We start from the raw sequence: 12,871 nt of genomic DNA, 5'->3' as shown, positions 1-12,871 counted from the left end.
AGTATCCATGTCCGATCTTGGTTGGAATCCCCTGCATGGCGTGCCCTCCTATCCCGCGGAGCGCTACGCCGTTCTCGCCGACAGAATCGGCGGCATATTGCGCAGCCGCAACGATATATTGCTGGTGCAGGCCGAGGCGGTGGTGGCGCTGGAGGCGGCGGCGGTCAGCCTTGCGCGCCCCGGCCTTTCAGCCCTCAACATCATCACCAGCCCCTATGGCGGCTGGTTCGGTCAATGGCTGCGGCGGGGTGGCGCGGCGGTCGCCGATATCATCGCCGAACCGGGCCTGCCGATCGAGATCGAAGCAGTCGCAAAAGCGCTCGACGCCGGTCCTCACATCGATGTGCTCGCGCTGGTTCATGCCGAATCCGCGAGCGGCATTCTCAACCCCCTGCCCGAGATACTGGCGCTTGCCCGGGCTCGCGGCATCGTCACCGTCGTCGATGCGGTCGCCTCGATCGGCGGCCATCAGCTCGATGTCGACGGTCTCGGCATCGACATCGCCGTGATCGGCCCGCAGAAGGCGCTAGGCGGTCCGGCTGGCCTGTCCGCGCTTTCGGTCAGCGGCAGGGCCTGGGATCTGATGCTCAGTGACGGCGCACCGCGCGATTCGATCTTGTCGTTGGCGGATCAGAAGTCATGGGTCGACGGCGGACGGCGTGGCCTGCCGGGAACACCGGCGCCGCTGGAATTCTTCGCGCTGGAGACGGCGCTCGACCGCATCGAGGCCGAAGGCCTGGAGAATGTCGTCGCTCGCCATGCACTGGCGGCATCGGCGACACGAGCGGGGCTTGCCGCACTCGGAGCCCCGGCTTGGGTGCCGGCCGCAAAAGCGTCGAACCTGGTGACGGCGGTGCCGCTGCCGGAGGCGCTCGTGCCTGCCGCGCTGATCGCAGCTGCCGGTCAGCTCGGGGTCGAGCTGAGCGAAGGCGTCGGAACCGCGCCGGCCCGTCTCGTGCGCCTGCACCACACGGGTTGGCGCGCCGCATTCCAGACGGTGCTGTCGAATGTCGTGGCATATGGCGCCGCCCTCAGGCAAGCAGGCCATCCCTCGGATATATCAGCCGCTTCGGAGGCAATATCCGCAGCCTACAGTCGATGAAAGCCATATTCTGCCCTTGATAATCATGGTTCATCAAGGCAGGAGAGTAGCAATCGTGGAGACTTGGTGCAGATGACAAGATTGCTGGATGCGCAGGGCCTGGAGATCTCACATGAGGGGCACCGCACCCGCTTGAAATGGCACCGGTTGCGCAAGCGGTTTGCCGATCCGTTGTTCTCAGCCGAGGTGATGGCGGAGGGATTTGCAGCAGGCGCCTCGATGGAGCTCGATCTGCGCGTGCGTGCCGACGGCGGTTTCGTCGTGCTGCACGATGAGGATCTCGAAGGCGAGACGACAGGACATGGGTCGGTCGCCGAAAAGAGCATCGGCGACCTCGGCGATATCAGGATGCAAGAGGGCGACCGGCCGCTGATCTTCAGCGAGGATCTCGCCGCCATGATGCAATCGACGCACCCAACCGCATTGCTGCAATTCGACATGAAGGATGACTTTAAAGCAATCGGCGCCAGGGGCATCGCGCATCTGGCAACGCATTTTAGGGATATCGCCGCCTCGGTGATCGTCAGCGGCGGCAGTCTCGATCTCATCGTCGCGGTCAAGGAGAAGCTTCCCCACCTCCTGCGCGGCATCGATCCCACCGACAAGCTCTACGATATCAGCAAGGCCAGTGGCTGGAAGGCGGTCGAGACGGAATTGCGCGCCGACCTCAGCGGCCCGTCCGAACCGGACACGATCTATCTCCACTGGCCGTTGATCCTGGATGCCGCCAATCAAGGTCTCGACTTGATCGCGCTCTGCCAGGACGAAGGCAAGCGCGTCGATGCCTGGACCTTCACCCTGAAGGATCCGGAAGCCGGTTTCAGCGAACAGGAATGGCAAAGCTTTTCGGCACTGATGGCTCTGAAGCCGGATCAGATCACCACCGACGAGGCGCCGGCGACAGAACGCGACTGGCACCGGCGGATGACGGCTTAACCGGCGGATTATGCGGCGTCATGTCGAAGGTGTGGAGATATTCGATAGCCTATTTCCGGGCTTGTCGCGGGCTTTTTGGAATTTTGCATCATTTTAAACTTCTAATGCTATCCATATCAGCAGACAAATGTTGGTGTTCGATAATATGCAAGGCGTTGATACCGAAGCAATTACTCAGCAAACAAATCCCAACTTGCAAGAAGCGTGGCATCTTGGGTGTACAGGCCGTTCGCTTGAGGCACTCACACTGGCCGGCGAAATCCTTGTTGATGCCGAGGCTCGGGGCGACGATCGCCTCGCCGCGCAATGCGACACCGACATTGCCTGGTACTGTTTTCAAATCGGCAAGGCCGAACTTGGACTGACGCATATCCGGCGGGCGGTAGACTTTTGGAAATTGAGCGGGGAACCCAAACAGGAATCCTATGCCCGGGCCTATTTTGGGTGGTTGCTCTTGGAACTGGGATTGCCGGAGGAAGCGATCGAAGAAGCGACCCGCGCGTTGGATCTGGCAGACAAGACCGCAGACCCGAAAGCGCAAAGCCTGGCGACCAACGTCATCGGAATTATCTTCTGGTACAACAAGCAGCCCGACCGGGCCATCTTGATGAGCGAGAGGTCCGTCGCACTCGCCAGATCGATCGGCAACAAGACCTATGAAGGCTGGTGGCTCATCAATCTCGGCGGCGCTCATTCGGAAGCCGGATATATCGCGGAGGCGCTCGGTCGGCCTGAGGAAGGACGCCAGGTGCTGGTGAGAGCGCTGGAACTGACCAAACTGGCACTCGACATGGCAATCGAGACCGGCGACAGCTGGGCGGCTCGCATCTGTCTCGGCAATAAAGCCGAGTTCCACAGTCACCTGGGCGAACATGACGAGGCGCTCCAGTGTATGGTCCGCTACCGGCTATTCCAAGAGAACAGCTATATCAGGGACAGGCAGCAATATCTCTACACCCTGGGCCAGATCTACAACAATTCCGGAAAATTCGAAGAAGCCCTGTCGCCGCTGCTCGAGGCGATGGAGCTGATCGACGCAGGCGGCAGTTTCGATTCCTGTATCCTGATCTATCTCTATCTGTCGCAGGCCTATGAGGGGCTGGGACAGTTCGATCCGGCGCTGGCGGCGCATAAAAAATACCACCAAGCCTATTTGCGCAATAGTGCCGAAAAAACCCAGCAGCGCGCACGTCTCGCCGAAATCTACTATGAAACCAGGCGGTTTAAAGAAGTTGCCGAAACGGAGTCGAAGCGCGCAGAAACTCTGGAGGCCTCCTATCAGAAATTGCAGGAGCAAACCGATATCCTTGCCAGTGCCGTCTATCTGGACGTACTGACCGGGCTCTATAACCGCAAATATCTCGACAGCCGCTTCAAAGAGTTGACATCTGAGAAGCGCCCATATTCCATCGCGATGCTGGATGTCGACCACTTCAAGTCGATCAACGACAACTTCTCTCACATGATCGGCGACCGGGTCCTGGGTGCCATTGGAACTATATTGCGCAGCCAGTTGCGCATTACCGATCAGGCAATTCGCTTTGGCGGCGAGGAGTTCGTCGTCCTGTTCGCCGGCGCTCCCCGAGGCGCCGCAGATCTCTGTGAGAGGCTGCGTTCAGCCATTGAACGATGGGAATGGTCTGAGATCTGCAACGGGCTGCACGTCACGATCAGCATAGGTCTCGCCAGTACCCTGTCTGCCAAGTCTCCGAACGAGGTTTTGGCGATCGCCGATCATAATCTTTATGCGGCGAAAAAGACCGGTCGCAATCGCGTTGTTTGGTAGCGCTCGCAGTTCTCCAATCAGGTGTCGCGTCTGTGGTAATGGTGTATCTATAACCCCTCGATGTCGAGGATAAAGGCGAATTCGCCGGCAAGCCCCGGCGAGTGGGCGATGACAGGACCGCCCTGCGCAAGCAGCCTGTCGACCGACGGCATCGCCACAATCGCGCCGGCCTCTTCGGCGATCAGCGCGCCGGCGAGCATGTCCCAGGCATTGAGGTGGCGTTCATAGTAGAGATCGGCGGCACCCTCGGCGACGCGAACGAGGTCGATGGCGGCAGCACCCATGCGGCGATAATCCATGCCCCGTTCATGGAGCCGCCGCGAGAGCGCGAGATGGTCGTCGAAGCTCGTCTTGCGGGAATGGCCGAGAATGACAAGGGCATTGGCCGGATCGACGGTCGCAGCCGCATGGACCGGAATCCCGTCCTTGAAGGCGCCACCGCCGCGCACGGCGTGAAAGACCTTGTCTCCGGCGGCGTCGTAAACCACGCCGATCTCCACCTTTCCGCCGACGACGAAGGCGATCGAGACGCCCCAGTGCCGGAAGCCCCGGATATAGTTGGTCGTGCCGTCGATCGGATCGACGACCCAGGTGCCGCCCTTACCCGATCGCCCGCCGCTCTCTTCGCCCATGAACGTATCATCGGGAAAGCGCGAGAGCAGGCCGTCGCGGATTGCCTGCTCGGCCCTCCTGTCGGCGATGGTGACGAAATCCTGCAATCCCTTGTTCTCGACGGTGAGCGAGCCGGAGTCGGAATCGTGCCGAAACCGGGCGGTTTCCCGCCCGACTTCGAGAGCAACGGTGATCGCGACCTCCGCCCGTGCGCGGATGGCGGCGGGATCGAATGCGGCATTCATCAGGCAGTCCTTCTTCTGATCAGTGTCACTGGCGTAAATTCGACACGCGCCGTCAGGTCCGGCTCGACAATCCGGCTCATCAGCAGGTCGACCGTCTTTTCGGCCTGGACGTCGCAGGGTTGGCGGATGGTCGTGAGATCGTAGGCGGTCCAGCTCGCCTGAGGAATGTCGTCATGGCCGATGATGGAGAGCGGCGGCGCATCATCGCGGCCGCGGCCCTGCATGATCCGGTCGATGACGCCGCAGGCCATGTAATCATTGGCGCAAAACAGTCCGTCGATGCCGGATGCGGCAAGTTCAGCAGCCGCATCGTAGCCGCTCCGGTAGTCGTTGATCCTGACCTGCACGAACTCGGCCTCGACGCCGAGCTGCTTGCATCGCGCGATGAAGGCCTCGCTGCGTCGCCGCGCCGTATAGGATATGGCAGGTGCGGCCATCACGGCGGGCCTTTGCACGCCGCTGCCGATCAGGTGGGTTGCGGCGAGATGGCCGGCCATACAATCATCGGAGATGATGCGGTCTACGAAGGGGATGTCGTTGCCCTTGTTAATCAGCACGATCGGCACGCCCTCGGCCGCGCATTGCTCGCAGATCTCGGTCGGCGGGGCATCCGAGGTGACGATAACGCCTGATACGGCGTAATGCAGCAGTTGGCCGATGACCGTCGAAGTATCGGCCTCCGGCGAGGTTGGCAGCAGGATGGGGCGGAAATTGCGGGCGAGCAGCACTCTTGCCAGATTCTCGATCTGCAGCGTGCGGAACGGATTGTCGAGGCCGGCCGCGACGAGGCCGACGAGATCGGAGCGTTTGTTGGTCAGGCTTCGGGCAAGATAGTTCACCCGGTAGCCGAGTTCCTTGGCGGCTTGGTAGACCTTTTCGCGCGTCTTCGGCGAGACGCTGGCATCCGGCGTGAAGGCACGCGACACGGCAGCGCGCGAGACGCCGGCCACGCGCGCCACGTCGAAGGAGGTTACCTTGCGCGGTCCCTTATCCTTGTCTGCCAACTGCTTTTTCCCTCCCTGCCGGTGGCCGCATCAGATCGGGCAGATCCGTGCAGATGCCGAGAACCGGAAGTTTCATGATATCAGCGAGGATGGCCGGCCGTTCCTCGTGCCAAAGCACGATCTCGCGGCCTTCCTCGAAGGCGCGACGCATCAACGCGTCGGTCACCAGATCCTGCGGACGCTCGCCTGCCCTCTCCCAGCAAAGATGCAGGATATCGGCGCCGGCCTCGTCGCCGAGCGCATGCGGATCGTGGCCGACACGGATCAGCACGGAAAGCGGAAAATCGCAGGCGGCGTCGCGGAGTTCGCGCACCTGAGCCGTATCGAAGGAACCGAGACAGGCGAAACGCTGGTTCATCTCGGCAAGGTGCCGCCAGCAAAGCAAGCCGGTTCCGGGCGCTTTGAGTTCGACGTAGAGACCGGTTCCGGTCTCGTTGGCGAGAGTGGCCACCTCCGAAAAACTCGGCACGTCAACGCCGTCGAGCCCTGCAAGCTCCGTAACCGTCATCTCGGAAATGCGGCGGTCGATGCCGAAGACGCGCTCGAGGTGGTCATCATGCGAGACGACGACCACGCCGTCCTTGGTCAACTGCGTGTCGAGCTCCCACATCTCAGCCCCGAGTTCGGCGGCGCGGCGGAAGGCGGTGATGGTGTTTTCACGTTCATGGCCGCTGGCGCCGCGATGGCCGATGCAGAAGGGAAGCTGGCCCTTGCCCGACGGCCAGCCGTAACGCTCGAAAAATGCCGAGAAATCGCGGGGCATCAGAGCCTCCTGCCGTTTTCGTCGAAGACGAAGACGCCGCGGCTGTCGATCGCCCAGCGGACGTCGTCGCCGACGTGAATATCGCTACGCACCGGCTGGATCGAGCGTAGCAGCGGCCCGCCGGCAAGAGCCACGTCGTAGAGGTTCTCGCGACCCTGTGTCTCGGCAAAGGTGACCTTGCCCGCCACGGCGATGTCGCCTGCCGGCGTAAAATGCTCCGGCCGGACGCCGAGCATCAGCTTGGTGCCCTCGGCGGCGCCGATGGTATCCGGCAGCGGCACGCGGATCTCGCTTTGCGGGATTGTGAAGGCGCCCTTGTCCACGACGCCGCGCAGGAAGGTGATCGGCGGATTGCCGAGAAAGCCGGCGACGAAAGCCGTCTTCGGATCGTTGTACATTTCGGCCGGCGTGGCGATCTGGACGATCTCGCCTTCCTTCATGATGGCGATGCGGTCACACATGCTCATCGCCTCCACCTGGTCGTGGGTGACGAGAATGGCGGTGATGCCGGTTTCGCGCTGCAGGCGGCGGATTTCCGATCGCATTTCGAGGCGCAGCTTGGCGTCGAGATTGGCGAGCGGCTCGTCGAGCAGCAGCACATCCGGCTTGCGGATCAGCGCCCGCGCCAGGGCCACGCGCTGCTGCTGGCCGCCGGAAAGCTCGGCTGGCCGGCGGCCCATCAGGTTGCCGATGTGAACGAGAGTGGCGATGCGGTCGACTTCCTTGCGGATTTCGGCGGCCGCTATGCCCTTCACCTTCAGCGGAAAGCCGATGTTCTCGGCAACCGTCATGTGCGGATAGAGCGCATAGGATTGGAAGACGACGCCGACATTGCGGACCTGGCTGGGCAGGTCCGTGACGTCGCGGTCGCCGAAGAGGATGCGCCCGCCGCTTGGCCGATGGATGCCGCAGACGGAAAACAGCGTCGTCGATTTGCCGCAGCCGGAAGGGCCGAGCAGCGCCAGCATTTCGCCGTTGCCCACTTCAAGCGTCATGTTCTCGATGACTTTGGTGGAGCCGAAGCTCTTCGAAAAATTGTCGAGGAGGATGCGCATCAGCCTTTGCTCCCGCCGCCGTAGATGTTCATGAGATATTTGTTGAAGAGCGCGTAAACGATCAGCACCGGAACGAGGTAGAAGACGCCGACCGCTTTGAACATGTTGAAGTCATAGTTGTTATCGTCGGCGAGGAAGGCCGCGAGATAGACCGAAAGCACCTGCACCTGGTTACCAGGCGCCAGCACCTGCGGCAGGATGAATTCACCCCAGCCGGAGAGGAAAGAAAACAGGCCGAGCGCCATGATGCCGGGCTTGACCTGCGGCAGCACGAGGCTGCGCCAGACCCGGAAGCGCGAGGCGCCGTCGACGACGCCGGCCATCTCGATTTCCCAGGGCACGGTGTCGTAAAAGCCCTTCATCAACCAGATGCCGAGCGGCAGGTCGATCGCCGCCTTTACCAGGATAACGCCGATCAGTGAATTGTAGAGGCCGATCATCTGCAGCACGATGAAGATGGCGATGATCAGCGTCACTGAGGGGAAGGCATGCAGCACCATGACGCCGGCAAGGAAGAAGCCACGCGCCGGCACATTCAGCCGTGACAGCACGTAGCCCGCCATCGACGAGACGATAAGCACGAGGCTGGTCGTGCAGGCCGCAAAGAGCAGCGTATTCACAGTCACCTGCCAGATGTTCGCCTTGCCCTCTGTCGTCTGCCACAGGAAGCGCCAGTGCTGGAGCGTCAAGCCCGAAGGCAGCAGCGCATCCGCCTGCTTGACCGTCACGGTGTCGAGGAAGAGATAAACATACATCAGGAGCAGCGGCAGGCTGACGATGGTCAGCGCCGATATGACAGGCCAGCTGCGGTAATTTGCCGAGGGCTGCGATCGTTCGGCCATGGTCAATCCTCGATCAAGGGCTTGGCGACAAGAGTGCCGTAGTTGAAGACGCGCAGATAGAGCAGCGACAGCATCACGCCGATGACGACGAGCACCAATGCCATGGCCGCACCCAACCCGTATTCGAGATTGCCGGCATAGTTTCTGAGCGCCGTGTGATAGGCGGAGAGCGCCCAGACCTCGGTTGCATTGCCCGGTCCGCCATTGGTGGCAAGCAAGATTTCATTGAAGGAGGCAAGCAGCGACAAGGTCTGGTAGCAGGTGACAAACAGGATCGGCCAACGCATCTGCGGCAGGACAATGTAGCGGATCTGCTGCCAGCGCGAGGCGCCATCGACCTCGCTCGCATAGAATTGGCTCTTCGGAATGGCCTTCATCGCCGAGGAGAAGACCAGCATGCCCATCGAGGCGCCGATGAAGCCGTTGATCAGCACGACGAAGAACCAGGCGTTATAGGCGTTGTCGAGCAGATAGTTCTTCGGCGGATAGCCGAACTTGCCCATCAGGATCGAAATGAAGCCCGTGTCCCAGGCAAGCCACTTCCATAGCATGACGTAGATGACGACGGGGGTGATGCGCGGCAGGAGCCAAATGCCGCGGAAGATCGAGGCAGGCGTCGGCCGCATGTAATGCGTCAGGATGGCGAGCAGCAGCGCATAGCCGACATTGAACAGCATTAGCACCAGCGCGACGTAGAGCACGGTATTGAAGAGCACGCGCGCCATGTCGGGTGAGGTGGTCATGCGCGAGAAATTGTCGGTGGTCCAGGTCCAGCCGGTATAGGTGACCCTGGCGACGGTTTCCTTCTGTTCCGGTGTCAGCTTGAATCCCAGACTGTCCAGTGCCGAAAAGAGCTGCTCCTTGCTGTCGAAGCGGGTGTTGAGGACGGAGCGGTTGAACTGTTCGGAGATCTGCTTGACCTCGCGTGTCGAAGGTCTCTCGGCAAGATCCTTGATCATGCGCTCGACGTCGCGGCGCACCGTGAACACCTCACCTGCATGTTTGGCGCGCAACTCCGTGGCAATCCCAGGCGCAAGTCCGAGAGCCTCGACGGCTTTGAGGCCCGTTTCATCGATCGTGTAGCGCGGTTCGGCCATTTCGGCGGCAATGTCTGGTAATGCCGATTTCAGCGCGATCAGGGAGTTGGGCGCGATCTGGTAGACACCGCCGGAAATACCCGTCGCCGTCGTCATGCTGGTCATCGAAAAGACCGCCGTCAGAACGACCGGCATCAGGAAGAAGAGGATGATCATGATCGCGGCAGGCGCGATCATCACCAGTCCGAGCGTTCTGGACGATTTCATGGAAGCCCCCTCATCGCGGACCGACCGGGCGGCAGTGTTGCCGCCGCCCGACAGAGTGCTTCGATCTTAGCGGATGACGATCTTGTCGCCGAGTGTACTCTTCAGCTCGCTCTCTGCATCACTGACCGCGGCGTCTACGGTCTTGGCGCCGGTCCAGGATGCTTCGAGGTTCTTCCACATGATGTTCCAATATTTGCCGAAATCGGAATTGTTGGGCATCGCATTGGCATGCGGCAGCAGGCGCTCGGTGGCTTCACGTGTCCAGCGGTCGGCCGAGTAGAAGTCGACCGTCGATTCCGACTTGGAGATGCCGAGATGGGCTGATTTGACTGCATGCAGCGCGTTGGTGCGCGGCTCGGAGGCAATCTTGATCAGCTGGGCGGCAATCTCGGTATCTTCCTGGTCGTGACCTGCGGTCAGCAGGTAGACGAGCGGATGAGTCAGCGTATTGGCCTTGCCGCCTTCGCCGGCGGGGATCAGCGTGAAGATCACGTTGCCGAAGAAGTCCTTCAGGCCTTCCTGGTTCACGAGGCGGGCATAGTGCCATGTGCCGCCGTCCCAAATGCCGGCCTTGCCGGTGGCGACTTCCTTCCACCACTGGTCGCCCGGCATGCCGATGTGGTTCTTCTTGGTGACGCCTGCCTTCACGGCATCGGCAAAGAACTGATAGGTGCGGGTCATCGCCGCCTTATCGAAAACGAGCTTGCCGCCTTCTTCCATCGTGCCGCCGAAGCTGGTGTAGAACTGCCAGTAATCAGGGCCGTTGCTGGTACGCGGATAAAAACCGTAGCCGGCCTGGACGAGGCCCTTGTCCTGCATCTTCTTGGCGTCTTCGAGCAGGTTCTTCATGGTGTACTTGCCGTCCTGGACGTTCTGCGGCAGCGCATCCAGATCGGCATCGCTGTAACCGATCGCCTTCATGTAAGGCTTCCAGAAGAACATCGGGCGGGATTCAGCATCCTGCGGGATGCCGTAGACGGTGCCGTTATAGGACGCGATCTTCAACAGGTTTTCATAGATGTCGCTGAGCGGCCATGAGTCGAGATCGACATAATCTTCGATCGGAACGATGAGGCCCGCCTGCGACCAGGGCGCGATGTCTTCATGGCCGCTGACGACGATATTCGGGGCGGTCTTGGCTTCGGCGGCAAGGGTCAGCGCCTGCTTGAAGTCCTCCCAGGCCGAATAGGGCTTCTTCTCGACGGTGATCTTCAGGTCTTCGCCCTTGAGAGCAGCTTCGCGCTGCAGCTGCTGGGCTGCGATCTCGATGGCGTCGAGGCGATAGACGTCGTTCGGGCCGGTGCCGCCGGCCCAGACGCTAATGTGAACGTCCTTGGCGAGTGCAATTGCGGAGGTCGAGGCCAGGATGGCGGCTGCGACGGCAAGCGATTTCAGTGTCGGCAAAATGGTCATCTTCTTCGTCTCCCTAGAAGAGCAGTGTGAGGCCTCTTGACGGGTCAGCACTGCTGATGATGACCGCTCCGAAAACCCCACGAAAACGTGGCGTATCCCGCTCTAGGGGTTGAACGTAACGGCCGAATGACAAAATTGAGCACGTGTGCAAAATTATTATGACGATGTCCGCGCGAGTTGCAAGCGGCGGTTTTCGACAGGCGTCTTTTATGCTTCAAATTGCGTGTTTCCTGGTCTAGCATCCGAACTATGAGCCTTGAATCCGTCCGCGCCTTCCTCGGCGCCCATGCACCCGATCTCGAAATCATCGAAACCCCCGGAAGCTCCTCGACGGTGGCGCTTGCCGCCGAAGCCCATGGCGTCGAACCCGCGCAGATCGCCAAGACGATTTGCCTGCGCGTCGGCGAGCAGATGATGCTGGTCGTAGCCGGCGGTACGGCAAGGCTCGACAATCGCAAATTCAAGGACACCTTTGGCGCCAAGGGGCGCATGCTCGGCGCCGAAGAGGTCGTGGCGATCACCAGCCATCCGGTCGGCGGCGTCTGCCCCTTCGGCCTGCCTTCGCCGCTGCCCATCTATTGCGACATCTCGCTGAAACGCTTCGATGAAGTCGTGCCGGCGGCCGGCTCGACGAACTCGGCCGTGCGGATCAAAACTGGGCGGTTGGCCGAGCTGACCGGCGCCAGTTGGGTCGACGTCTGCCAGTAACGCAGCCGAAGAACTTCACACGGGGGAAAGACTACCTATATTAGGTCCCGACATGCCGTGATTGTGCATGACAGGAGATCAGGAATGCCGAGTGCCGTTTCGCGTTTTGCCAAGATCGCGGCAATTGCCGCACTGACGAGCGCCACCGTTTTTGCTTCCCTCGACGATGCCGAGGCGCGCCGCGCCGGCAGCTTCGGTTTCGGAAGCCGCGGCACGCGCACCTTTCAGGCGCCGCCTGTCACCCGCACCGCACCTGCCCCCACAGCGCCGATCGAAAGGTCGATGACGCCGCGTCCGCAGACGACGGCACCTGCTACCGCTCAGCAGCCTTTCGGCGCTCAGCGCCCCGGTTTCTTCGGCGGCTTCGGCCGCTCGATGATCGGCGGCCTGATTGCCGGTGGCCTTCTCGGCATGCTGCTCGGCCACGGTTTCGGCGGCGGCTTCGGCTTCCTCGGCATGTTGCTGCAGATCGCATTGATCGGCGGCGCCGTCATGCTCGCCATGCGTTATTTCGCCAACCGCCGCCAGCCTTCCTACGGCGTTGGCGGCCAGAGCCAGTCCTATAGCATGTCGCCCGCCAACAATTCGTCTTTCCAGATCCCGGCGATCGGTTCGGGTGCTGGTTCCCTCCAGTCCTCGCGCGGCAACCGCTCTAGCGACGAGATCGGATTGGCGAAGACCGATCTCGACAAGTTCGAGGAACTGCTGACCCAAGTGCAGACCGCTTACGGCGCCGAGGATTACGGCACGCTGCGCAGGCTGACGACGCCCGAAGCGATGTCCTATCTTGCCGAGGAACTCGGCGAAAACGCCACCAACGGAGTGCGCAACCGCGTCTCCGACGTCAAGCTGCTGCAGGGCGATATTGCCGAAGCTTGGCGCGAAGATGGCCAGGAATATGCAACCCTTGCCATGCGTTATTCCTCGATCGATGCCATGGTCGAACGCGAAAGCGGCCGAGTCGTTTCAGGCGACGACCGCCGCCCGAGCGAAAGCACCGAGGTGTGGACCTTTGTGCGCAAGCCGGGCGCCGACTGGAAGCTCGCCGCCATCCAGGGCACCGAGCAGCGCGCCGCCTAGCGCGGTGCGCCAAATTGGCCT

At 61.4% G+C, this 12,871-nt stretch carries 12 protein-coding genes; 5 read left to right on the top strand and 7 right to left on the bottom strand.

Features of this window, described 5'->3' with window-relative positions:
* Positions 1-7: 7 nt before the first annotated feature.
* From N2600_RS33710 to N2600_RS33700, 3 genes are all read left to right on the top strand, one after another.
* Positions 8-1,102, top strand: coding sequence for a pyridoxal-phosphate-dependent aminotransferase family protein (locus N2600_RS33710; protein ID WP_260299926.1), 1,095 nt, complete (start codon positions 8-10; stop codon positions 1,100-1,102).
* A 72-nt stretch (positions 1,103-1,174) separates the two neighbouring features.
* Entirely contained in the window at positions 1,175-2,038 is an 864-nt protein-coding gene (locus N2600_RS33705; protein ID WP_260299925.1) for a glycerophosphodiester phosphodiesterase, read from the top strand.
* 127 nt (positions 2,039-2,165) lie between these two features.
* A complete protein-coding gene (locus N2600_RS33700; protein ID WP_260299924.1) occupies positions 2,166-3,824 on the top strand; it encodes a GGDEF domain-containing protein in 1,659 nt (552 codons plus the stop codon).
* A gap of 47 nt (positions 3,825-3,871) precedes the next feature.
* Here the strand turns inward: N2600_RS33700 and N2600_RS33695 are convergent, their stop codons facing one another.
* The 7 genes from N2600_RS33695 to N2600_RS33665 all read right to left on the bottom strand — a co-directional run bounded on the left by N2600_RS33695 (position 3,872) and on the right by N2600_RS33665 (position 11,062).
* Complete coding sequence (locus N2600_RS33695; protein ID WP_260299923.1) at positions 3,872-4,681, bottom strand: inositol monophosphatase family protein; 810 nt, start codon at positions 4,679-4,681, stop codon at positions 3,872-3,874.
* Positions 4,681-5,685, bottom strand: a complete 1,005-nt coding sequence (locus N2600_RS33690; protein ID WP_260299922.1) for a LacI family DNA-binding transcriptional regulator — start codon at positions 5,683-5,685, stop codon at positions 4,681-4,683. Before N2600_RS33690 ends, N2600_RS33695 begins: the two co-directional genes overlap by 1 nt.
* Positions 5,669-6,448: a glycerophosphodiester phosphodiesterase gene (locus N2600_RS33685; protein ID WP_260299921.1), complete on the bottom strand. Its 780-nt coding sequence runs from the start codon at positions 6,446-6,448 to the stop codon at positions 5,669-5,671. The genes N2600_RS33690 and N2600_RS33685 overlap by 17 nt, the downstream gene beginning before the upstream one ends.
* Positions 6,448-7,503, bottom strand: coding sequence for an ABC transporter ATP-binding protein (locus N2600_RS33680; RefSeq protein ID WP_260060170.1), 1,056 nt, complete (start codon positions 7,501-7,503; stop codon positions 6,448-6,450). Before N2600_RS33680 ends, N2600_RS33685 begins: the two co-directional genes overlap by 1 nt.
* Positions 7,503-8,345 carry a carbohydrate ABC transporter permease gene (locus N2600_RS33675; RefSeq protein WP_162116709.1) on the bottom strand — a complete coding sequence of 281 codons (843 nt, stop codon included), beginning with the start codon at positions 8,343-8,345 and terminating at the stop codon, positions 7,503-7,505. Before N2600_RS33675 ends, N2600_RS33680 begins: the two co-directional genes overlap by 1 nt.
* Positions 8,346-8,347: 2 nt before the next feature.
* A complete protein-coding gene (locus N2600_RS33670; RefSeq protein ID WP_260299920.1) occupies positions 8,348-9,649 on the bottom strand; it encodes a carbohydrate ABC transporter permease in 1,302 nt (433 codons plus the stop codon).
* A gap of 66 nt (positions 9,650-9,715) precedes the next feature.
* The gene (locus N2600_RS33665; RefSeq protein ID WP_170278435.1) at positions 9,716-11,062 is read right to left on the bottom strand and encodes an extracellular solute-binding protein; all 1,347 of its coding nucleotides are present in this window, start codon (positions 11,060-11,062) and stop codon (positions 9,716-9,718) included.
* 249 nt (positions 11,063-11,311) lie between these two features.
* Between N2600_RS33665 and N2600_RS33660 the strand changes: the two genes are divergently transcribed.
* Both N2600_RS33660 and N2600_RS33655 read left to right on the top strand, forming a co-directional pair.
* Positions 11,312-11,770 (top strand): YbaK/EbsC family protein, encoded by a 459-nt coding sequence (locus N2600_RS33660; RefSeq protein ID WP_260299919.1) that lies wholly within the window; start codon positions 11,312-11,314, stop codon positions 11,768-11,770.
* Positions 11,771-11,854: 84 nt separating this feature from the next.
* The gene (locus N2600_RS33655; RefSeq protein ID WP_222386050.1) at positions 11,855-12,850 is read left to right on the top strand and encodes a Tim44 domain-containing protein; all 996 of its coding nucleotides are present in this window, start codon (positions 11,855-11,857) and stop codon (positions 12,848-12,850) included.
* Positions 12,851-12,871: the final 21 nt, after the last annotated feature.

The sequence above is a fragment of the Rhizobium sp. WSM1274 genome, from assembly GCF_025200775.1.
GTDB lineage: Bacteria > Pseudomonadota > Alphaproteobacteria > Rhizobiales > Rhizobiaceae > Rhizobium > Rhizobium leguminosarum_I.
This window is presented reverse-complemented; position numbering and strand designations above follow the sequence as displayed.